We start from the raw sequence: 20,069 nt of genomic DNA, 5'->3' as shown, positions 1-20,069 counted from the left end.
CATGATTTCGGCGACGTCGGCGAGCGACCGAGCAGGATTTTCCCACATGTGCCACGCCCCGAAGGGGCCCGCTGAGTCTACTTTGTAAAGGGCGCAGGCCGGTGCGCGGCGGCAGGAGGTCAGGCGTCCGCCGCCGTACAAGGAGGCCGGTGAGTCCGCAGGGCGGTGAGCAGCTCCGCGAAGGCGGCGGACCCCGGGGTGACCGGCGCGAAATGCCCGACTCCCGGAAGCTCGTGAAGCTCTGCCCCGGACGCGGCGCTGTAGGCGCGGGACAGCTCGATCGTAACGTCCGGATCGATCGTCCCGTGCAGGACGGTCACCGGCACCGTGGCCGGCAGCAGCCGCGCCGGGTCCGCCTCCGGCAGCCGGGCACGAACCTGCTCCTCGCCGCCGAGCAGCTCGGCGACCGCGCCGTGGCTCAGTCCCAGCCGGTGCGCGCGGTCCAGGTCCGCGACCGGTGCCACGGCGACCACCGCGCGCACCGATCCCGCGCCGTCCCGCGCCCACCGGCTGCGGCTCGGCAGCCGGGCGCGGTGCGCTGCCCACAGGGCCAGGTGCCCGCCCGCCGAATGGCCCAGCAGCACGTGGTCGGCGCCCTCCCAGGCGGTGTCCGCCACCGTCGCCACGTCGTCGAAGGTGCCGGGCCACCCGCCGCCGTCGCCGACCCGGCGGTACTCGGCCAGCGCCACCGCCGTTCCGTGCCGCGCCAACGCGGCGGCCAGCGGGGACAGGTGGGCGCGGTCGAACGCCGCCCGCCAGAACCCGCCGTGCAGCGCCGTGACCCGCGCGGCGGCGGCGCCGTCCGGCAGGTAGAAGTCCACCACCTGCGCCGGATGCGGCCCGTACCGGACGGTCCGGTCGGGGGGTTCGGGCGGCAGTGCCAGCAGGGCGGTCTCCTCGGCCGCAGCCGCTGACGGCGTCATCGCGTCACCTCGCCTCTCGCTCCGCGCAGGACCTCGATCATCTCCTGGACGCGCCCCGGGACGAAGCAGCCGCCCGGACGGCTCGGCGCCGCGAGGTCCGATCGCCGGCCCGTCAGGCGCGCATGTTGGCGCCGCCGTCGATGGCCCACACCTGGCCGTTGATCCATTCGGCGTCGTCGGACAGCAGGAAGGCCACGACCGCGGCCAGGTCGCCGGGGCGGCCCAGCCGGGTGGTGGGTACGTGCTCCAGGAACATCTTCTGGAGCTGGACGTCGTTCTGCGCCTCCTGGGTCTCGCCCATGACCAGGCCGGGCATCACGCCGTTGCAGCGCACGCCCTTGGGGCCGAAGCGCCCGGCGATGTGACGGGTGAGCGCGTTGACCGCCGACTTCGACGCCCCGTAGGCGGGGCGCTTGCGGTCGCTGGCGCTGACCGCGGCGCCGGAGGAGCAGTTGACGATGGGGCCGCCGCCGTTGTCCAGCAGGTGCGGCAGGACGGCGCGGGCCGTACGGACATAGCCCAGGACGTTGACGTCCAGAGTGCGTTCCCACACGTCCAGGTCGGTGTCGAGCAGGGACTTGTCGCGCCCGAGGGTGCCGGGCGACAGGTCCGCGCCGACGTTGAACAGGCCGTGCACGGTGCCGAACTCCTCGACGGTCTTTTCGGCCATCGCGTTGACGGAGTCCTCGTCGGCGAGGTCGAAGTGCACCGCGATGGCCGAACCGCCGGCCTCGGTGATCTTGGCGGTGGTGGCCTGCGCGCCGGCGAGGTTGATGTCGCCGACGACGACCTTGGCGCCTTCCTCCGCGAGCCTGATCGCGGTTGCCGCGCCGATGCCGGTCGCCCCGCCGGCCACGATGATCGCCTTCTCCTTCAAGCCACGCATTGTCCGCTCCGATCGATTCGCGATGTGGGCCGGTGGCACGGATCGACGGACGCCTGCCATCCGGTCAGTCAAAACGTACACATGTGTACGTTTCTCTCAGTCGCTAAACGTACAATCATGTACGGTTCGTGGCAAGTTAGGGTTGGACCGTGCATGAAGGTGGGTGTCAGTGACACGGAAGGACGCCGTCCGCAACCGGGACCGGCTGCTCGCGGCGGCCCGGCGGATGTTCGCCGAACACGGCCACGACGTCGCACTGGAGGAGATCGCGCGGGCCGCCGGGGTGAGCCGCACCACGATCTACCGCAACTTCGCCACCCGCGAGGAGCTCGCGGCCACGGTCTTCGCCGACAACGTCGCCCAGATCGAGCACCATGCCGCCGGACTGCGCGACGAACCCGACGGCGCGGTCAAGCTGTTCGACTTCGTCCTGGACATGCAGCTGGACAACCGCGGCCTGGCCCAGGTCCTGTCCAGCACCGACCTGCAATGGTTCATCGATCATGCCCGCCGCATCGCGGCCTGCTTCGAGCCTCTCCTCGATGCCGGCCGCGCGGCCGGCATCGTCCATCCCGTCGTCGACGTCGACGACCTGATGCTCGCCATCTCCATGGGGGAGAGCGCCGTCACCGCCGACGACGCCGCCCGGCGCGACAACCGTCACAAGCGTGTACGGGAGATGCTGCACCGCGCCCTTTTCACCTTCCGATGAACAGGGCCGTCACGGCCGGCAGAGGGTTACGGGCACACCGGCTGATGGTTCCCTGATGGGTAGCCGGCCTCCAGCCACGTGCACATCCGCCAGTTCAGCTGCCACAGCCGCGGCCGGTCGGTCGTGTAGAGGGCGTACGTCTCGGCGAAGAACTCCTTGTTGGACGTCTCCCCGTACGTGGTGAACGGCTTGAAGCCGACCTGGGCGGCGTACCGGGCGAACCGGAGCAGGATGAGACCCGGCTCGGCCAGCGCGTGAATGAGCGTGTCGCGGGTCAGCAGCACCCCGGTGAGCTGTGTGACCTTGCCGTCGACGGAGACCGCGGCGTCCAGCCGCTGGGCTGCGGCCAGCACGGGCTGCGCCGCGGCAGTGGCCGCTCTCCTGGCCTCCGCGTACGTCTTCAGCAGCTGTTGCGTTTGGGAATCCGGCGGGATGTCCGTTCTGAACGCCTGCCAGCAGGCGTGCGCCGCGGTGGCGAAGGCGTCGTTGGCCTCGGTGTACTTGCTGTAGGCGATGGTCCACTCGTTGAACGCGGTGGCGCCGGCGCCGGTGGTCACCAGAGAGCGCAGTCGTCCGTCGAGCGAGGTGTAGGCGGCTCGCGGCTTGCCGTCGGAGAGCTCCAGCAGCTCCCGGCGGGCCCGCTCGTGGGGGCACAGGGTGACCACGTGGCCGAGCTCGTGCAGCATGGTCGCGTCGCCACCGGAGCCGCTGTCGCCCGGCCCGCCGCACGCCATCCGCGTCATGGTTGCGAAGATGACGTCGTAGTGGTGCACGTGCGGCGTCGGTTCGGCGATCAGGGCGTCGAAGGCGCCGCCGTCGCCGGTGTGGGTGGCGGCGCCGTGGTAGCGGTCCGCCGTGTCGCCCGACGCGGAGTCGCGGATCAGCGAGACCGCCTTCAGCGCCTCGACGTCGCGTGCCGGGACGCGGTCGTAGACGGAGGCGAGCCGGCCGAGCTCCTCGACGCTCCATTTGCGTTCGGGACGTGCATCGGTCACCGGCCGGTCGCCCACTCCGGCGAGTCCGAACCTGGTCTTGAGCGCGCCTTTCCGCTGCTCCACGGAGTTCGCTCCGGCGAGCCAGGCGGGCAGCGGCCGGTCGGCTCCGTCGCCCAGCCGCTCGGCGCGCACGCACCCGTCTGGGCCGGTGATCAGCTCGTAGCGGGCGAACCCGCGGGGCACGGGGATCGTCACCGGCCAGACGGCGCCCCTCAGGTCGAGGGGCTTGCCCGCGGACTCCATTCCGGCGGCTTGCATGATGGCGTACTCGACGGCGTCGCGCTCGTGGGCGGGCACGAAGGTGAGGTCGGTCGTATACCCCTCGTCCCGGATGAGGCGGGCCGTGCCCTCGTACGTGCCGGGCAGCACATACTCGGGCGGCGCGAACCGGTAGAGCTTGAGATCCGGCCCGTTGTCGCCATCGAGCAGCACGTGGACCGCGCGGCGCAGAAGCACCGGGAACGGGTCCTTCCCGTGCAGGTCGGCGTCGGTGAGCGCGCGCAACCCGAGGGTCGCCTCGCGCGGGGGCCGGATGGTGACGAAGCAGCGGCGAAGCCCGGCGAGTATGCGGTCGCGGCGCGGCTCGTCCTTGAGGCCCATCGCGGGCCATCTCGCGATCAACGCGCGCAGGTACTTGCCGAAGGCGTCCTCCCAGGCGGTCCCCAGTTCGTCGGCGCCCATCCTGCCGAAGAGCGCACCGGCGAGCTGCGCCGACGTGACCGGGCTCAGCTCCGGCCACAGGCAGAGGAACTCGGCGAAGGCGACGGCGTCCTTGTCCTTGTCGTAGGCCGTGCACCCGCGGTCGAGAATCCCGGCGAGGGTCTTGAGCTGCTTCAGCCGGGTGGGCTGGTCAGTGGTGGCGTCGGTCTTCTCGACCTCTTGCAGGGCGGCGAGTGCCTGGCGCGAAACGGACGTGGGCTGCATGGACGGTCCCCCCTCGCTTGGAACGCTCCCACGACGGTAACCGCTCACCTTCCGATCCCCCAGGCACTGACCGGATGTGGACACGCCGGCGGCGCGACGCGACCGGCCGGCTCAGATGCCCATCATCGCGAGGCGGCGGGAAGGGCGGTGCCGCCGCCAGGCGACGACCAGGAAGGCGATCAGCCCGAAAACGGGCAGGGCGCAAAGGGTCCAGCTCAACGCCAGCGGGGGGCCGGGCTGCTCGAGGACGGTGACGTTGCCGAGAGTGCCCGTTCCCTCCCCCTTCGGACCGTTGACGGTGAAGGTGAGGCTCCACTGCCCGGCCGTGGGCAACGACCGGATGTCCAGGCCCCAGACGGACCGTTCGCGCGGGTGGCGGGACAGCGGGCTCACCTTGCGCATGCCCGGCTTCATACCCGGGCCGGTCATGCTGAGGGTGCCGGATTTGCCGCTCAGCCCTCCGTCGGGGGCGAAGGTGAAGTCCAGCGACTGCATGGCCCGCAGCGGCCACGTCGAGAAGCCCACGGTCAGGCCGTACGGGCCGGCCTGCACCCGCTCGGTGTGCACGACCTCGACCGGCGCGTACGCCTGCTCGGGCTCGGCGGGCGCGTACGCCTGTGCGGACGGCGCCGAGAGCAGGACCGCGGCGCCCGTCACGCACCCGGCGAGGAACATTCGTAGACGCATCGGATCAGCGGCCTTCCTGGTCGGCGGCGGCGGTGTTGAGGTGCAGCAGGACGGCGAAGCGGGCGGCGAGGTAGCCGGCCAGGGCACCGAACGCCAGCCCGAGGATCACGTCGGTCAGCACCGCGGTCGCGGACGTGACAGGCCGGTCCATCGGCCCTCCTGCCGCCCCGCCGCGGAGCAGCGACGTCTGCAGGAGCATGGACAGGCTCACCACCGCGCCCGCGGCGGCGCCGATGAGCTGGGGCAGCCGGCGGACCGGCCAACCGCGCCCGCGCCCCAGCCGGAGCAGCACCTCGATCACCAGGGCCGCCGCGAGCATGAACATCGGTATGCCGGCGGCGAGCTCAGGGGGGACGTCCCTGAGGTTGTCCCGCAGGGGCAGCCCCACGTAGCCCGCGTAGACCCTCGCGGCCCACGGCGAGAACCACCAGAGGAAGAGCTGCATGACGCCGAGGACGGCCGCGATGGACAGGGCCACCCGCCGCTGGCGCAGGGTGATCGCTCCCATGAGGACGAAGCAGACGGTGAAGAAGACGGTGCCCGCGAGCTCGGGGTCGATGGGCAGGCCCAGCCCGTTGAAGGCGTTGGTGGTGACGGGGGTGAACGTCATCAGCACGGGGATGCTGACGACCAGCCCGGCCCGTCCCCAGCGCCGTGCGCGGGCGGCGGCGAAGACGATGACGCTGCCGACCATGGTCAGGCTGATGGAGATGAACAGGGCGACGTGCGGCGGTGAGTTCAGCACGGCGTCGAAGCCGTACAGGGAGTGCCACCACAGGTCCAGCAGCCCGTACAGCAGGAACAGCGCGCCGCCGGTCCCGGCGACAAGGTATCCCAGGGGCGCGGTGAAGGTGCCGCCGAGGACTCGGATCGGGCTGCCGCCGGCGGTGGGGTCGGCGGGACGTCCGGCCCGCTGGGCGAAGGTGGCGCGCAGCACCATCACCAGGGCGGCGATGCCGGCGATGGCGCTGCCGGAGTACAGGATCAGGTGGGGGAGGGTGAAGAAGGTGTCCGGGCCGACGTCGACGTGCCATTGCACGTCCCAGCCGACGCCGATCAGCGACAGCAGGGTGCCGGCCAGCACGGCGTACGCGCCGGCCGCGTCGGTCGAGCGGGGCCGTGCCGGGGGGCCGGGCGGGCGGCCGGTCAGCGCAGCGGGAACGGGGTCCATCGGGCGTGCCTTTCTGGGGTGTGATCAGCGGGGGACGGTGAGCGGGAAGACGAGCCGGTCGCGGCGGCCGTCGCCGTCGATGGCGACCAGGAGCTCCCAGCGGCCGGGCATCATCAGCGGGAGGCCCGCCACGTGGTAGCGGTCGTCCGAGGTCGGTACGGCGGTGAAGCCGGGTACCGCGTGGCCCGCGGTGGGCAGCACCGCGGAGACCGTGACGTCCGGCGGCGACGTGCCGGTCGCCGCACGGTCGCGCGGCACGAGCCGGACGTCGACCGCGGTGGTGCCGGTCACGGGCGCGGAGATCGTGAGGATCACCACCTCGTGGGCGGTGCCGCCCGTGAGCGTCACGGAGCCGTGCGGGGCGGAGCCGGACGCGGGCTGTGTCGTGCCCGACCACGGCGCCCACATGGCATGGACCGACAGCGCGGTGAGCAGGGTCGCCACCAGGATCACCGCGGCGACCAGGGATCGACGGCTCACGGGTTCCTCTCCGAGGCGCCGGTGACCTGGAGCAGGTACGGGACGGTCAGGATGGTGTTGTCGCGCTCGGCCTGGATCCAGATCCGGTAGTGGCCGGCGGCCGGGAAGGTGTAGACGAAGGAGACGTCGGGGCCGTAGGCGGCGACGGTCTCGTCGGCGGTGCTGTCGCCGTTGACGGAGTTCAGACCGCTCATCGAACCCGTGTGGGCCATGCCCTCCATGCCGGACATGTCGTGGGTGCCGTCCGGCAGCGCGCCCATGGAGTGGGCGTGGGCCCACACCTGGGCGCCCTGCGTCGCCGTCCCCACCGCCGCCTCAGGCGAGAGCGGACCGACGACGACCAGGTGCCCGACCATGCCGAGCCACGGCTGCAGGGTCGCCGTCTCTCCCACGCGGGCGGTGAGCACGGAGGCCTTGCCCGCCACCAGCGACGACGCCGTCAGCCGCACGTCGACGCCGGCCACGGTCCGCACACCGGTCCCCGCCTCCGCCGGCGCGTCACCGGACGTGGTCCGCGCGCCGGTTCCCGCCTGTGCCGGAGCGTCGCCGGACGTGGTCCGCGCGCCGGAGCCGGGCGCCGCGTCGATGCCGGTGGCGGAGCGGAGCTGCTGGACGCCGCCACCCCGGCGGGCGAACTCGGCGGAGACCGCGTAATGACCGGCCTCCGGCAGGGCCAGCGGGACCTCGAACTCCCCGGCACCGGTCCTTATGGGGTGCAGGTGCCACAGCCGGCCCGAGGGGCCGATGACCAGCAGGTGCAGCAGCGCCCCGTCGTGGACGACGACGTCGTCCAGAGGCAGGCCGGTGGACGCGTCGGACAGGGCCAGCCGCAGCTCGGCGACCTCGCCCGCGCGGTCCGTGGACGACGACAGCAGCAGCGTGGCCGGCGGGCGCGAGTAGTCGCCGGTCTGCCGCCCGACGTAGGCGTACGGATCGTTGACGCCGTCGACCGTGGCGTCGACCTGCTCACCTTGGGACGGAGGCAGCGGCAGCCCGGACGACAGGAGCGCGCCGGTGACGGCCACCGTCAGACAGGCGACCAGCCCGCCCGCCGGCACCAGCGTCCACCAGCCGCGGCGCACGCGTACGGCGACCAGGACGGTGACGAGAACCAGAACCCCGGCGCCGCTGAAGCCCACGTAGGCCGCGGTCTCCGCCGGTGAGGTGGTCTGCTTCGGCACGACGAAGGGAATCTTCGCGGTCCGCCGCCCGTCGCCGAGCGCCAGCTCCCACGGGCCGACCTGGGTGACGTTCAGCACCGCGGAGAAGGTCCCCGGCCGGCTGCCCAAGGTGATCACGGCGGTGTCGACGGTGGTGCCCGACGCCGACGCGGCGGGCGTGGAGGTGGAGACCCCGGTGGGTACCACCGCCAGCGTGAGCCGGCCGGCGGCCGTGCCCGTACGGGTGATCACGTCCACGTGCAGAGGTCCTGGCACACCGGTGATCCGGCGCAGGACGACGGTCAGCTCCCGGTCGCCGAGCGTCTGCGCGACATGCACGTCGCCGCCGGCGGTGGAGTCCGCCTCGGCCGCGGGGCCCAGGACGAACAGCAGAGCCACGGCGCTCAGCAGGACGGCGAGTCCGGCACCGGTGCGGCGTCGGGGAGAAGGAGCCGTCCTGTCGTGCTCCGGCGTCGTACGAGCGGCGGTGTCGTTCATCGTGCGGGCAGCCTAGGGAGGGCCGCCCGCCGCTGTCGTCACGGCGCCAGGGGACGCGGGTCCCCCGAGCGGGGGACTCGGCCACGGCCGTGAGCAGGCATCATGGTACGTCATGGCCGCCCGCCCAGATGACGCGGCCGCTGGAGCGAAGGACGGAAGGGGCGCCGGTGCCCGACCGGGAAGAACGTGACGGGCGCGGAGCCGGGCCCGGCCGCGTCCGCGACGTCAGCGGGTCGCTGAGGCGCCAGGCGATCGCGATCGCCGCGGTCACCCTGGTGATCGACTGCCTCTCCTTCGCCCTCTACACCAGCTCCTTCTCCTATCCGGCGGGCCTGCGCTGGGCCATGCTGGGGGCGATCGTCGTGGTGGACGCCGGCCTGGCCAGCACACCGCGCCTGTCGGGAGTGGTGGCCGTCGCCCAGGTGGCCGTCACGGTGTCGGGCGCGGTGCTGCACCCCGGGTCCGGCCCGCTGCCGTTGCTGAACAGCGTGGGCCTGCTGATCTCCGCGTACCGGGCCGGCGCCTGGCTGGGCCGGTGGCCGGCGGCGGTGTCCCTGCTCTGTCTGGCGGCGGGGATCGTCGCGAGACGGGTCCTCGGCGGGCCGCCCGTCAGGCCGGAGCGGATCCTGCTCGACGCCGTGGCCGACGCGCTGCTGCCCTGGCTCGTCGGGCGGTACACCACCGCGCGGCGCGCGCACATCGCCGAACTGGAACAGCGCTCCGAGCGGGAACAGGCCGAGGCGCGGGAGGCCCTGACCGCGGCGATCGCGGAAGAGCGCAGCAGCATCGCCCGGGACCTGCACGACGTGATCTCCCACCACGTGAGCGCCATCGGCGTCCACGCCGGCGTAGCCCGGTTACGGGCCTCGACGGGGCCGGCCGCCCCGGACCTGACGAACTCGCTGACCGCCGTGGAGACCTCCAGCCGGGCGGCCATGCTCGACCTGCGGCGCCTGCTGGACGTCCTGCACGGCAACCCGTCGGGGGAGGACAGCCAGCCCGGCCTGGACAACCTCCCAGAGCTGCTCGACGCCGTCCGCGCCGTCGGCCTGCGGGCGCGGGTGACCGTCCACGGCAGCTCGTCCCCGCTGCCGGAGTCCCTGGACATCGCCGTGTACCGGGTGGTGCAGGAGATGCTCACCAACGCCCTGCGGCACGGCGCCGGGGGCGTCGCGGAGGTCGAGTTGCGTTACGACCGATCCAGCCTCACCGTGACCGCCTCCAATCCGCTCGCCGCGGAGACCCGTGCCCGGCCGGACTCACCGCATCGCGGGCTGCAGGGGATCCGCAGCCGTGCCACCATGTTCAACGGCTCCACCAGTTACGGGCCCGCCCCCGACGGCCGAGCCTGGATCACCACCGTGACCTTCCCCCTGGACCCCTCATGACCTTGCGCGTTCTGATCGCCGACGACCACGCCATGTTCCGCTCCGGTCTGCGCGCGGTCCTGGACACCCAGCCCGACCTCGCCTGCGTGGGGGAGGCGTCGGACGGGCAGAGCGCGCTGAGCGAGGTGCTGCGTTTGCGTCCCGACGTCGCGATCATCGACATCCGCATGCCCCGGCTCGACGGCCTGCGCGCCACGGAGACGATCCTCGCCGACCCGGCCAACACCACCAAGGTGATCCTGCTGACCACCTATGACCACGACACGTACGTGCACCGCGCCCTGCGGGCGGGGGCCAGCGGGTTCCTGCTGAAGAGCCTGCCGCCGGAGGAGCTGATCGCGGCCGTCCGGGTGGCCGCCCGCGGCGACGCCCTCATCGATCCCTCGGTGACCCGGCGCCTCAGCGCCCGCCTGGCCGACGGGATCGCCCCGCCCGCCACCCCGGCCGGCCTGGATCTCCTCACCACGCGGGAACGGGAGGTGCTGCTGTTGCTGGCCGGAGCACACAGCAACGCCGAGATCGCCGATCGTCTCGGCATCGGTGACGAGACCGTCAAGACCCACGTCTCGCGCATCCTGACCAAGCTGAATCTGCGGGACCGCGTCCAGGCGGTCTCCTACGCCCACCTTCACGGCCTCATCAGGCCGGCCCGGTAGGGGCGCCCGTCATTTGTGCGGGCGCGCGGATCGGGCTTCGGCCTGGGGGGTCTGCTGGGCCAGGATGCCGGTCGCGCGGTCCAGGAGATCGCAGAACGCGGCGTGCTCGGCGGGTGTGAAGGCGTCGGTGAGGGCGCGTTCGAGCACGATCACCTCCTGGTAGGCGCGGTCGAGCACCTCCTGGCCCTGGTCGGTCAGCGAGGTGACGAGGACCTTGGCGTGCAGGGGCGAGGTCTCGCGGGCGACGAGCCGCTTGTTCTGCAGGCCGGTCAGGACGGAGGCCATGGTCTGCTGGGTGACTCCGCAGGCGCGGGCCAGTTGCGCGCCGGACATGCCCCCTTCTCGCGACAGCGTGAGGAGCACGGTGTACTGCGTCATGGTGAGGCCGTAGCCGCGCAGGACCGCCTCGTGGTGGGTCATCAGCGCCTGCTCGGTGCGCCGGATGCGCGTGCACAGGTACTCCTCGGCCGGGATCTCACTCACGACGTCCTCCATATTCACAGCTTCCTGAGTTGACTCAGGTAGCTGATACTCGTATGGTCTCGGTATCAGGATACTGATTCAACTCAGGGAGCAGTGACTATGAAGGCCGTTGTCCTCGACGCCGATGACCAGTTCCGCCTCGCCGACCTGGAGGCGCCCACCCCGGGCGCCGGCGAGGTCGCGATCGGTGTGCAGTACGCCGGGATCCAGTGGGGTGACGTGCTGGTCCGCGACGGGCACTTCCCGACGCCACGGCCTTTCGTGCCCGGGTTCGAGGCGGCCGGGCGCGTCGTCGCGGTCGGCGAGGGCGTCGACGAGAGCCGCATCGGCCGGCAGGTGATCGCGCTGACCGGCGCCGGCGCCTACGCCGAGGTGGTGACGGCGCCCGCCGCGCTCACCTTCGACACCGACGGCGTGGACCCGCGCCTGGCCGCCGGGTTCGGCTGGGTCACCCCCACCGCGTACGATCTGGTCAACACCGTCACCCGGGTGCGGCCCGGCGAGAGCGTCCTCATCCACGCGGCGGCCGGTGGCGTCGGCAGCCTGGCCGTCCAGTTCGCCAGGGCCGCCGGCGCCGGACGGATCGCGGGCGTCGTCGGCGACGCCGACCAGGCCGACTACGCCGCCAAGTTCGGCTACGACCTGCTGGTCTCGCGCGCGGAGTTCCCCGACGCCCTGGCCGCCGAGTCGTTCGACGTGATCCTGGACCCGATCGGCGGGCCGACGCGCCTGGCCAGCCTGCAGCGTGTCGCGCCGCACGGCCGCCTGGCGATCTACGGCAACATCGCCACCTTCGAGCCCGTCGAGCTCAACGCCAACGACCTGCTGATGAGCGGCATCTCCGTACTGACCTACAACAGCAACCTGCTCAGCCAGACCCACCCCGACCGCCTGGCGGACAGCGCCCGGCAGGCCCTGCGGATGATGGCGTCCGGGCAGGTCGCCCCGGACATCACCGCCGAATACGAGATGGCCGATCTCGGCAAGGCCATCGACCGCCTGGCCAACGGCGGAACGCACGGCAAGAGCATCGTCCGCATCTCTTGATCGCGATCGAGAAACGTCTGGCATTTCTCCTTGCAGAAATGAATTATCCCCGAAGTCATAGCGGGGTGTGAATCCCCAGCTTTAGGGATGCCGGGCCTTTCTTGCGGCCTTTTGTCGTGGAGCTGTCAGGAAGTCAAAAGCCTTCAAGAAAAGGCCTCCATGCCGCAAGGAGTATGACGATGTCGAAGTTGTACGCGTCATGGCAGCACGGGTTCACGGCGGTGGCCGAGAACCCGGGCACGAGCGCACTGCGTCAGGGATTCGGCGTAACCTTCTCGCTTCCGGCGAACGGCGGCGACTGGATCCACCTGGCCATCCCCACCCCGGTCATCGTCGAAGACCGTCGGGCCACCCTGGACAGGGTGATGATCCTCTTCCACGCCCGGGAGACCAGCGCGCTCCTCGCGGTGCACGTGTGGGACGGCCCGGACCGCATCATGGTCAAGGAGGGCCTCCGGATCGGAGGTGAGCACGCGCACGGCCTGAGCGCGAACAACACCTTTCCCGTAGGCCACGACGGCATCGGCTGGGGGTGCGGGATCTCGCTGTTCTTCACCGCCGGTCAGAACGACAGCCACGTCTACATCGCCGGTTTCGGCGGGGACTTCTCGCACAACATCTGACCGGACCCGAGCTCCTCGGCGGGATCACCCCCCGCCGAGGAGCACCTCTTCATAGCGTCGCCGGCGCGCGCAGAGCCTTATTCGTGGGGCAGCAGATAACGCCACGAGAATGCAATGTGCTCGCCGGTCGACCTGCGATAGACGTGCCAGGATCCGTCACCTGGTATCAACCGGGCGATCGTGTGCGCCTTGTTGCCCTTGTAGTCCTTGTTTCCCGAGCCCGACTGCGTCTCGGGTGGCAGGGGGACGCCCTCCGGCAAGGGTTTGGCGGGTGTCGCGGGAACCGTGACGTGCTCGCTGGACAGTCGTACCCGGTCGGTGGAGTAGTTCCCGCCCTGTGTGGTCACGCGGTCGGCCAGGCGGGCGAGGCGGTCGCGGGCGGTGACGAGCGCGGCGTCGTAGCCGGCTGCGGCATGTTCCAGCGATGGCACGTGCACCTCGCGCATCCCGCTGCCGCTGTCGACGCCGAGGACCGTGGTGGGCACGTCATAGATCCTCGGCGATCCCGGTCGGGGCGAGGCGGTGGCGGGTTGCCCTGCCAGGTCATGATTGAGGGCTTCGACCAGGGTTTTGACCTCGGCAGGTGGAAGGCGCAGCTCGTGCGCGGCGTCGGCGATGGCCCGGCCGTCGGCGTAGACCGCCAGCATCGGAGGGCGCACGGCTGCGAGGCCGGGGGCCTTCAAACCACCCACCCGCAGCCATTCGGCGACAAGGCGCTGCGCGGGTCCGGCTGAGGCCGGCTCGGGGACTGGCCGGCCAGTCTGCTCCAGCCTCGGCACTGTCCCGGTGCTGCTACACGCCGCAAGCATCAACACGAGGGCGACGACCCAACTCCACCTCATGTCCCTAAAACGATCAGCTTCGCCGCGCGGTTCAGACGTGGTGTCACGACGCCGTACCGGTCGCATTGCGTCCGTTACGCCAGCGTCGTCCCGTTGGGGAGTCGATGCCGACGATCCGGCACGCCTCCTTTTCGATCAAGGGAAAGGACGGCGGCCGGTGGATCACGTCCCGGCGTGCCGGCTCGGCGGCACCGTGAACGCGGACGACCCGGTCCGGCCGCCGGGGAACGGATCAGGCGGTCGCCTCGCCGGTGGAAGGACGGCGCGGATCGCCGGCCCGCAGGAGTTTGCCGAGGTCGAAGGTGACCCTGACGCGGGTGATGCGACCGTTCTCGATGTGCAGCCAGCTGGCCACGGGGAACGGTTCGGCGGCATCGCGGGGGTGCAGGTCGAACCACGTCATGACGTCGTCGCCGTCGACCCACCGCTTGAGGAGGACGAGCTTGCCGGTGATGGCGAAGATCCGGCCCAGAGAGGCCCGGTACTGCGCGGCGCCGTCGATCCGGCCCAGGGGCCCGTTGACGCGGACGTCGGGTGCGAGCACGTCGTCCAGCCGGGACGGCTCGTTGGCCTGCCAGGCGTCGAAGTAGGCGTCGGCGACGGCCACGGTCGTGTTCATGGTGTGCCTGTCCTTGCTGCGAAGAGGGCGGCATGGCCGCCGGTCGGCTCGCTTCCGGTGCTGGTCATGAACGGGGCCTTCAGGCGGCGACCCGCTGCGGGGCGCGAAGCGGCGCGAGGGCTTTGCTCCACGCGATGACCTGGTCGAGCATGGTGTCGAAGGCCGGAAGGTTGTAGTCGCCCGGCTTGAAGTGCCGATAGTCCTCGAACTCGGTCGCGAACGACAGGACGACCTGAGCGCGGACGTCGGCCATCATCAGCTCCCCGGCCATCACCCGCAGGTGCTCCACCGCGCGGACCCCGCCATGGGCGCCGTACGAGATGAACCCGATGGCCTTGTTGTTCCATTCGGCGAACAGATAGTCCATCGCGTTCTTCAGCACGCCGGTGGTGCTGTGGTTGTACTCCGGGGTGATGACGACGAACCCGTCGAAGGAGGCCACCTTCTCGGCCCAGAGGCGGGTGTGCTCGTTCTGGTACTGCCCGAGCGACGGCGGCATCCCCTCATCGAGGTGCGGCAGCGGGAAGTCGCGCAGGTCGACGAGCTCGAACTCGGCGTCCTCACGCTTGGAGGCCAGCTCGAACGCCCAGTGCGCCACCTGCTCACCGTTGCGGTTCGGACGGGTGCTTCCCAGGATCATGCCGATGCGGGTCATGGTTTGCCTCTCCTGACAACTCGAAGGGCGGCCCTTGGCCACCAATGTTCATGAAGCGTACTGTACGTGGCATTAACTATATGCGCCGTGTACGATAGCGCTGTGACCGAAACGGGGCAAGTTGGCAGAGGCGACGGCGCTGGGGAATGGCCGACCTCGCACTACTGCTTCGAGGTGGAGAAGGCGGCGCTGACCGGGCTCATGGACCGGGCCGAGCGGCGCGGGCTCGCGCGGCGATCATCGGCGCGCGCCCTGCAGGTGCCCCGACCGGCGAAGACCACCGAACGGCACCCGCCCTTCACGCCGAGGTGAGGGCGGAGCCCGGCCGTCTCACCGAGCCACTCGCCGACGACGATCGCGAGCACTTCCGGGGCGACGATGGCCGGGATCATCGCCGACATCGCCTCCGCCCGCGCGGTTCAGGTGCGCCCCGCTTGAGAATCGCATCCAGTGAAGAGCTGAACGGCCCTCCCGTTCCAACGCTTCCTGAACTTCGGTGGCGAACGGGATGTCCGCCTTCCGGACGCCGGCCGGGGTCGTCCCGCGCCGAAACCGGGCGGGACGACCCCGGCTGACCGGAGCTCAAAGGGAGAAGAAGTCGCGTAGCGCGGTGGTGAGGCGGCCGATGTCGTTCCGGTCGTTGTAGGGAGCCAGGCCGACGCGCAGCCCGCCCTCGTCGCCGAGCCCCATCCAGCGGGACGCTTCGATCGCGTAATAGTTGCTGACCGTCGTGTTGATCTTCCGATCGGCGAGGAAGTCGCGTACGGCGGTGGCCGGGTGTCCCTCGAAGGTGAGCAGCAGCGTGGGGGTACGGCTGGCGGCGCGCGAGTGCGAGATCACCTGCGGCAGGCCGTCCAGCTCCGCCTCCACGCTCTCGCGCAGGCCGTCCTCGTACCTCTCGACGGCGGCCATGGACGCGAGCAGCCGCTCACGCCGGGAACCGGTGCCGGGCAGGATGCCGGCGAGGAAGTCGACGGCCGCGGTCGTCCCGGCGAGCAGTTCGTACGGCAGCGTGCCGAGCTCGAATCGCTCCGGCACCACGTCGGTGGCCGGGAGCAGCTTGTCCGGCCGCAGCGACTCGAGCGTCTCGGGCGCGGCGGCCACCACACCGAGGTGCGGGCCGAGGAACTTGTACGGCGAGCAGGCATAGAAGTCGGCGCCGAGCGCGGCCACGTCGACCGGAACGTGCGCGCTGTAGTGCACGCCGTCGACGTAGAGAAGAGCGCCGCGGGCGTGCGCGAGCCGGGAGATCTCGGCGACCGGCGGGCGGGTGCCGATCAGGTTGGAGGCGGCGGTGATCGCGACCAGCCGGGTGCGGTCCGACAGCACCGCCTCGACCGCGTCGAGGGTGACCTCTCCCGACTTGGGCTCGAAGTCGATCCAGCGCACCGTGGCGCCCGCCGATTCGGCGGCGATCACCCACGGCCGGATGTTGGAGTCGTGGTCCAGCCGCGACACGACGATCTCGTCGCCCGGCCGCCAGTCCTTGGCCAGGGTACGCGCGAAGTCGAAGGTCAGCTGGGTCATGCTGCGGCCGAACACGATGCCGCGCGGGTCGCCGCCGACGAAGTCGGCCATCGCCGCGCGGGCGGCGAGCGTCACCTCGTCGGCGAACCTCTCGGCCTCGGTGACCAGGCCGCGGTTGGCGATGGCGGCGGTGAGCGTGCCGTGTACGGCGTCGGCGACGGCAGTGGGCGTCTGCGAGCCGCCGGGACCGTCGAAGTGCGCCGCCCCCTGAGTCAGGGCGGGGAAGTGCGCGCGAAGGGCCTGAACGTCCGCGGCCTGAAGGGTGTGGGTCATGTCGGGTTCATTTCTGGATGGAGGAGCGGGGAGATCAGCGGAGGGTGTCGGCGCCGGCCTGGAAGAAGTAGGCCACGGTCTGGGCGCCCGGATCGACCACGCCGACGGCGCGTTCGCCGACGTAGCTGGCCCGGCCCCGGCGGGCACGGATCGCGGCGGTCGCTTCGGCGCCGGCGGCGGCGGCCCGTGCGGCCGCGGTCAGTAGGTCGTCCAGCGAGGCGTCGCCGGCCTCGGCGAGCGCGTCGCGGGCCGGCTGCAGGGCGTCGACCAGCGTCTTGTCCCCGGGCTCTGCCGACCCGACCCGCTGGATGGCGGCCAGCCCACCCGCCACGCGGTCGGCGAGCGAGCGGCCCGCCTCGGAAAGGTGGAGGAAGAGCAGCCCGAACAGCGGGCCGCTGGTGCCGCCGATCTCGTCCAGGAACCCCTCGGCGAGGGCGCGGAATTCGGCCTCCCCGCTTCCCTGGGCGGTCCGCTCGGCGTGCTTGCGGTAGAGTGCCACCCCGGCAGCGATGTTGGTGCCGAAGTCGCCGTCGCCGGCGGCCTGGTCAAGGGCGTTCAGCGCGGCCTCCTGCTCGGCCACGCGGGCGGCGAAGGCCAGGATCCAGCGGCGTGAGTGCGCACCGTCGATCACCGCGGTCATCGGGATCATCCTTTCGGTCGATGAAGTGGATTCGTCAGCGGGTTTCTGATGATTCACGCGGGGCCGGCCGCGGCGTCCCACAGCGCGGTGGTGCGCTCGTCCAGCTCCGCGAGCGTGAGGGAGAAGCCCGACATGTCCAGGGCGGTGACGTACGGCCCCACCAGGTTGCGGCTCACGGTGTGCCCGAGGTCCGCCAGGTGCCCGGCGACCAGGCCGAAGATGCCGAAGAGTTCGAGCTCGGTGGTGGCGCCGAGCCCGTTGACGAACAGCAGCAGCGGCGCGCCCGGCGCCGGCCTGACCGCGTTGATCAACTCGCCCGTCATCCGTGCGAGCAGGTCGGTGAGCTGGGGGGCGCCGATGGTCTCGCCCGACCGCTCGCCGTGGATGCCGACGCCGTACTCCAGCTCGCCGTCGGCCAGTTCGGCGTGCACGGTGCCGGTCCGCACCCCGGTGTGGAACCGGTTGGCGACCGCGACGCTGCGGGTGCGGTCCAGGAACGCCCGGCCGAGCGAGCGCAGCTCCTCAAGGCCGGCGCCCTGGTCGGCGGCCGCGCCGAGGATCTTCTCGACCAGTACGGTGGCGCCGGTGCCGCGCCGGCCGAGCAGGATCTCCGGGTCGTCGGTGGCCAGGTCGTCGTCCACCACCAGCTCGGCGCAGGCGATGCCGTCCATGGCGAGGCGCTCGCGGGCGATGCCGAAGTTGATGATGTCGCCGGTGTAGTTCTTCACGATGTGCAGCACACCGGCCTCCTTGGCCGCCGCGCGTGACGCTTCGTAGATCTGCCGGTTGTGCGGCGAGGCGAAGATCTCACCGGGGACGGCGGCGTCCAGCAGGCCGCGGCCGACCAGACCGCCGTGCATCGGCTCGTGGCCGGAGCCGCCGCCGGAGACCAGGCCGACCCGGCGTCTCCGGTCCGGGTCGATGGCGAGCAGGTAGCGCGGGTCCGTGCTCAGCCGTACCGTGCCGGCCCGGGCGGCGGCCAGGCCCCGCAGGCCGTCTGGCACCAGATCGTCGGCCGAACGCATGAAGTAGGGGGCCATCGCAGCTCCGTTCATCTTGAAAGGCAACTGGCATTCCACATGCCACGTGCCAGATGCTAGATTCTCAGCCCGGTGGTCGTCCACCCTCCCCTCATCCACCCCCGAGTGCCCAGGAAGAGGCCACTCATGAAGTCAGTGAACCTGCGCGGCATCATCTCCACGGTCGTCACCCCCTTCGACGACAACGACCAGGTCGACTACGACCTCCTGCGTTCCGACGTCCGGTACCTGCTCGACTCCGGTGTGCACGGCATCTGCGCGTGCGGCAGCACCGGTGAGGGGCAGACGTTGTCGGCCGAGGAGAGCGCGGAGATCTGCCGGGTCGTCGTCGACGAGGTGGCCGGCGCCGTGCCGGTGGTCGGCGGCATCATCCGCAACTCCACCGCCGAGGTGCTCACCTACGCGCGTGCGCTCAAGGCGGCCGGCGTCGACGCGCTGCAGATCACCCCGGTGCACTACGTCTTCGCGCCGTCCGACGACCAGACCGTCGACTACTACCGCACCATCGGCACCGAGATCGGACTGCCGATCGTCGTCTACAACGTGGTGCCGTGGGCGCTGGTCCGCACGCCGGTGCTGCGCCGGCTGATCGAGATCCCCGAGGTCGTGGCGATCAAGCAATCGGGCGGCGACATGCACCTGCTCGCCGACATCCTGGCGTTCTACCGTGACGACATCACCGTGCTGGCCGCGCTCGACGACCTGCACTATCCGGCGTTCGCGCTGGGCGCGCACGGAGCGCTGGCCGCAATCCCCACCGTCACGCCCAAGCTCAGCGTCGAGCTGTGGGACGCGGTGCAGGCCGGCGACCACAAGCGGGCCCGCGAGCTGCACGAGGCCATCCTGCGGGTGTGGCGTGAGCTCGACGGCCCCGACCTGCCCGAGCGGCTGAAGGCGGCGCTGAACCTGCAGGGCCGCAAGGTCGGCAGGCCGCGGCACCCGTTCACCCCCGCCGCACCGGAGACCGTCGAGCGGATCAGGACGGTCCTGGACGCGGCCGGACTCCTGACTTGAAATCTGGCATGCCAGAAGGGAGGATGCGGCAATGGCCGCTGTCAAGCCCCCCAAGGCGCTAAAAGAGCCCAAGACCGTCCGCTTCTTGACCGGCGGCGCCTCCGCGGGCGGGATCGTGGTCGACAAGCTGCCGGACCAGCTCTATCTGGTGCTGCAGCAGCGCATCGTGCACGGCGAGATGCGGCCTGGCGAGCGGATCGACATCCAGGCGCTGATCGACGAGTTCGGCATCTCCAAGACTCCCGTGCGCGACGCGCTCAACCGCCTCGAGTACGACGGCCTGGTCCGCAGCAAGCAGCGCTCCGGCACCTATGTGGTCACCCCGACCATCGATGACGTGACGGAGTTCTGTCAGCTGCGCAAGGCCGTGGAATGGATCTGCACCGGGCTCGCCACCGAGACGATGCCCGAGTCGGTGCTGCGCGATCTGCGCGATGAGATCGTCGAGGCCGAGAAGGCCACCAGGAAGGGCGACCTGCAGCCCTTCCTGGACAGCGACTTCCGGCTGCACCGCACGATCATCGCGTGGGCCGGCAACGAGCGGCTGATGCGCGTCCGGCTGTCCGTGGAGCCTTTCCTGAAGTGGATCCAGGTGCTCGGCGCCACCGGCATCGACCGGGCGGCGCTGTCCACCAAGCGGCACCTGGAGATCATCGACGCGATGCTCGACCGCGACGCCGAGGCCGCCAGCGCGTATGCGGCCCTGCACGTCGACGAGGTCGAGACCGCGACCAAGGAAGACCTTCCCAAGGTCCTCGGCGCGCGCTGACCGTCGCCCGTCGATCACGGCCGGGTCGGGGCTTCCGGCCGGCCGCTCTGCCTGCCT

At 71.2% G+C, this 20,069-nt stretch carries 22 protein-coding genes; 7 read left to right on the top strand and 15 right to left on the bottom strand.

All coding sequences use genetic code 11. The features are described from left to right. Positions 1–119: 119 nt before the first annotated feature. Complete coding sequence (locus ABZS69_RS53405; RefSeq protein ID WP_355388691.1) at positions 120–923, bottom strand: alpha/beta hydrolase; 804 nt, start codon at positions 921–923, stop codon at positions 120–122. Between the two features lie 112 nt (positions 924–1,035). Further along, positions 1,036–1,809 carry an SDR family oxidoreductase gene (locus ABZS69_RS53400; protein ID WP_355388689.1) on the bottom strand — a complete coding sequence of 258 codons (774 nt, stop codon included), beginning with the start codon at positions 1,807–1,809 and terminating at the stop codon, positions 1,036–1,038. 169 nt (positions 1,810–1,978) lie between these two features. On the opposite strand from ABZS69_RS53400, the gene ABZS69_RS53395 reads away from it, so the two are divergent. Beyond that, positions 1,979–2,521, top strand: coding sequence for a helix-turn-helix domain-containing protein (locus ABZS69_RS53395; RefSeq protein WP_355388687.1), 543 nt, complete (start codon positions 1,979–1,981; stop codon positions 2,519–2,521). Between the two features lie 26 nt (positions 2,522–2,547). Here the strand turns inward: ABZS69_RS53395 and ABZS69_RS53390 are convergent, their stop codons facing one another. The 5 genes from ABZS69_RS53390 to ABZS69_RS53370 all read right to left on the bottom strand — a co-directional run bounded on the left by ABZS69_RS53390 (position 2,548) and on the right by ABZS69_RS53370 (position 8,436). After that, entirely contained in the window at positions 2,548–4,440 is a 1,893-nt protein-coding gene (locus ABZS69_RS53390) for a hypothetical protein (RefSeq protein ID WP_355388685.1), read from the bottom strand. Positions 4,441–4,551: 111 nt separating this feature from the next. Further along, positions 4,552–5,127, bottom strand: coding sequence for a hypothetical protein (locus tag ABZS69_RS53385; RefSeq protein ID WP_355388683.1), 576 nt, complete (start codon positions 5,125–5,127; stop codon positions 4,552–4,554). Positions 5,128–5,131: 4 nt separating this feature from the next. After that, entirely contained in the window at positions 5,132–6,298 is a 1,167-nt protein-coding gene (locus ABZS69_RS53380; RefSeq protein WP_355388681.1) for a hypothetical protein, read from the bottom strand. Positions 6,299–6,322: 24 nt separating this feature from the next. Then, positions 6,323–6,778: a hypothetical protein gene (locus ABZS69_RS53375; protein ID WP_355388679.1), complete on the bottom strand. Its 456-nt coding sequence runs from the start codon at positions 6,776–6,778 to the stop codon at positions 6,323–6,325. Further along, complete coding sequence (locus tag ABZS69_RS53370; protein ID WP_355388677.1) at positions 6,775–8,436, bottom strand: hypothetical protein; 1,662 nt, start codon at positions 8,434–8,436, stop codon at positions 6,775–6,777. Before ABZS69_RS53370 ends, ABZS69_RS53375 begins: the two co-directional genes overlap by 4 nt. 167 nt (positions 8,437–8,603) lie before the next feature. On the opposite strand from ABZS69_RS53370, the gene ABZS69_RS53365 reads away from it, so the two are divergent. Both ABZS69_RS53365 and ABZS69_RS53360 read left to right on the top strand, forming a co-directional pair. Then, a complete protein-coding gene (locus ABZS69_RS53365; RefSeq protein WP_355388676.1) occupies positions 8,604–9,824 on the top strand; it encodes a histidine kinase in 1,221 nt (406 codons plus the stop codon). Beyond that, positions 9,821–10,480, top strand: a complete 660-nt coding sequence (locus tag ABZS69_RS53360; protein ID WP_355388674.1) for a response regulator transcription factor — start codon at positions 9,821–9,823, stop codon at positions 10,478–10,480. Before ABZS69_RS53365 ends, ABZS69_RS53360 begins: the two co-directional genes overlap by 4 nt. A gap of 9 nt (positions 10,481–10,489) precedes the next feature. Here the strand turns inward: ABZS69_RS53360 and ABZS69_RS53355 are convergent, their stop codons facing one another. Then, positions 10,490–10,963: a MarR family transcriptional regulator gene (locus ABZS69_RS53355; RefSeq protein ID WP_355388672.1), complete on the bottom strand. Its 474-nt coding sequence runs from the start codon at positions 10,961–10,963 to the stop codon at positions 10,490–10,492. 99 nt (positions 10,964–11,062) lie between these two features. On the opposite strand from ABZS69_RS53355, the gene ABZS69_RS53350 reads away from it, so the two are divergent. Together ABZS69_RS53350 and ABZS69_RS53345 are read left to right on the top strand one after the other, a co-directional pair. After that, complete coding sequence (locus ABZS69_RS53350; protein ID WP_355388670.1) at positions 11,063–12,010, top strand: zinc-binding dehydrogenase; 948 nt, start codon at positions 11,063–11,065, stop codon at positions 12,008–12,010. Between the two features lie 179 nt (positions 12,011–12,189). Next, positions 12,190–12,633, top strand: coding sequence for a hypothetical protein (locus ABZS69_RS53345; protein WP_355388668.1), 444 nt, complete (start codon positions 12,190–12,192; stop codon positions 12,631–12,633). 77 nt (positions 12,634–12,710) lie between these two features. Here the strand turns inward: ABZS69_RS53345 and ABZS69_RS53340 are convergent, their stop codons facing one another. The 7 genes from ABZS69_RS53340 to ABZS69_RS53310 all read right to left on the bottom strand — a co-directional run bounded on the left by ABZS69_RS53340 (position 12,711) and on the right by ABZS69_RS53310 (position 18,229). Next, positions 12,711–13,292 carry a hypothetical protein gene (locus tag ABZS69_RS53340; RefSeq protein WP_355388666.1) on the bottom strand — a complete coding sequence of 194 codons (582 nt, stop codon included), beginning with the start codon at positions 13,290–13,292 and terminating at the stop codon, positions 12,711–12,713. A gap of 415 nt (positions 13,293–13,707) precedes the next feature. Further along, positions 13,708–14,094 carry a nuclear transport factor 2 family protein gene (locus tag ABZS69_RS53335; RefSeq protein ID WP_355388664.1) on the bottom strand — a complete coding sequence of 129 codons (387 nt, stop codon included), beginning with the start codon at positions 14,092–14,094 and terminating at the stop codon, positions 13,708–13,710. 79 nt (positions 14,095–14,173) lie between these two features. After that, positions 14,174–14,749 carry an NAD(P)H-dependent oxidoreductase gene (locus ABZS69_RS53330; protein ID WP_355388662.1) on the bottom strand — a complete coding sequence of 192 codons (576 nt, stop codon included), beginning with the start codon at positions 14,747–14,749 and terminating at the stop codon, positions 14,174–14,176. A 161-nt stretch (positions 14,750–14,910) separates the two neighbouring features. Further along, a complete protein-coding gene (locus ABZS69_RS53325) occupies positions 14,911–15,150 on the bottom strand; it encodes a hypothetical protein (RefSeq protein WP_355388660.1) in 240 nt (79 codons plus the stop codon). Between the two features lie 181 nt (positions 15,151–15,331). Next, positions 15,332–16,549, bottom strand: a complete 1,218-nt coding sequence (locus ABZS69_RS53320; protein ID WP_355388658.1) for a cysteine desulfurase-like protein — start codon at positions 16,547–16,549, stop codon at positions 15,332–15,334. A gap of 34 nt (positions 16,550–16,583) precedes the next feature. Further along, entirely contained in the window at positions 16,584–17,189 is a 606-nt protein-coding gene (dhaL, locus tag ABZS69_RS53315; protein ID WP_355388656.1) for a dihydroxyacetone kinase subunit DhaL, read from the bottom strand. Positions 17,190–17,242: 53 nt separating this feature from the next. Further along, the gene (locus ABZS69_RS53310; protein WP_355388654.1) at positions 17,243–18,229 is read right to left on the bottom strand and encodes a dihydroxyacetone kinase subunit DhaK; all 987 of its coding nucleotides are present in this window, start codon (positions 18,227–18,229) and stop codon (positions 17,243–17,245) included. Positions 18,230–18,355: 126 nt separating this feature from the next. Here ABZS69_RS53310 and ABZS69_RS53305 point away from each other — a divergent pair, with 126 nt between their 5' ends. Together ABZS69_RS53305 and ABZS69_RS53300 are read left to right on the top strand one after the other, a co-directional pair. Beyond that, positions 18,356–19,243: a dihydrodipicolinate synthase family protein gene (locus ABZS69_RS53305; RefSeq protein ID WP_355388652.1), complete on the top strand. Its 888-nt coding sequence runs from the start codon at positions 18,356–18,358 to the stop codon at positions 19,241–19,243. Positions 19,244–19,274: 31 nt separating this feature from the next. Then, complete coding sequence (locus ABZS69_RS53300; RefSeq protein ID WP_355388650.1) at positions 19,275–20,012, top strand: GntR family transcriptional regulator; 738 nt, start codon at positions 19,275–19,277, stop codon at positions 20,010–20,012. Positions 20,013–20,069: the final 57 nt, after the last annotated feature.

This window comes from Nonomuraea sp. NPDC005650 (assembly GCF_040605375.1).
Lineage (GTDB): Bacteria > Actinomycetota > Actinomycetes > Streptosporangiales > Streptosporangiaceae > Nonomuraea.
This window is presented reverse-complemented; position numbering and strand designations above follow the sequence as displayed.

Excerpts from the sequence above, each read along its gene's own strand:
- ABZS69_RS53405 (WP_355388691.1), bottom strand. The coding sequence starts at position 923 with ATGACGCCGTCAGCGGCTGCGGCCGAGGAGACCGCCCTGCTGGCACTG.
- ABZS69_RS53400 (WP_355388689.1), bottom strand. The coding sequence starts at position 1,809 with ATGCGTGGCTTGAAGGAGAAGGCGATCATCGTGGCCGGCGGGGCGACC.
- ABZS69_RS53390 (WP_355388685.1), bottom strand. The coding sequence starts at position 4,440 with ATGCAGCCCACGTCCGTTTCGCGCCAGGCACTCGCCGCCCTGCAAGAG.
- ABZS69_RS53385 (WP_355388683.1), bottom strand. The coding sequence starts at position 5,127 with ATGCGTCTACGAATGTTCCTCGCCGGGTGCGTGACGGGCGCCGCGGTC.
- ABZS69_RS53380 (WP_355388681.1), bottom strand. The coding sequence starts at position 6,298 with ATGGACCCCGTTCCCGCTGCGCTGACCGGCCGCCCGCCCGGCCCCCCG.
- ABZS69_RS53370 (WP_355388677.1), bottom strand. The coding sequence starts at position 8,436 with ATGAACGACACCGCCGCTCGTACGACGCCGGAGCACGACAGGACGGCT.
- ABZS69_RS53360 (WP_355388674.1), top strand. The coding sequence starts at position 9,821 with ATGACCTTGCGCGTTCTGATCGCCGACGACCACGCCATGTTCCGCTCC.
- ABZS69_RS53350 (WP_355388670.1), top strand. The coding sequence starts at position 11,063 with ATGAAGGCCGTTGTCCTCGACGCCGATGACCAGTTCCGCCTCGCCGAC.
- ABZS69_RS53345 (WP_355388668.1), top strand. The coding sequence starts at position 12,190 with ATGTCGAAGTTGTACGCGTCATGGCAGCACGGGTTCACGGCGGTGGCC.
- ABZS69_RS53335 (WP_355388664.1), bottom strand. The coding sequence starts at position 14,094 with ATGAACACGACCGTGGCCGTCGCCGACGCCTACTTCGACGCCTGGCAG.
- ABZS69_RS53330 (WP_355388662.1), bottom strand. The coding sequence starts at position 14,749 with ATGACCCGCATCGGCATGATCCTGGGAAGCACCCGTCCGAACCGCAAC.
- ABZS69_RS53325 (WP_355388660.1), bottom strand. The coding sequence starts at position 15,150 with ATGTCGGCGATGATCCCGGCCATCGTCGCCCCGGAAGTGCTCGCGATC.
- ABZS69_RS53320 (WP_355388658.1), bottom strand. The coding sequence starts at position 16,549 with ATGACCCACACCCTTCAGGCCGCGGACGTTCAGGCCCTTCGCGCGCAC.
- dhaL (WP_355388656.1), bottom strand. The coding sequence starts at position 17,189 with ATGACCGCGGTGATCGACGGTGCGCACTCACGCCGCTGGATCCTGGCC.
- ABZS69_RS53310 (WP_355388654.1), bottom strand. The coding sequence starts at position 18,229 with ATGGCCCCCTACTTCATGCGTTCGGCCGACGATCTGGTGCCAGACGGC.
- ABZS69_RS53305 (WP_355388652.1), top strand. The coding sequence starts at position 18,356 with ATGAAGTCAGTGAACCTGCGCGGCATCATCTCCACGGTCGTCACCCCC.
- ABZS69_RS53300 (WP_355388650.1), top strand. The coding sequence starts at position 19,275 with ATGGCCGCTGTCAAGCCCCCCAAGGCGCTAAAAGAGCCCAAGACCGTC.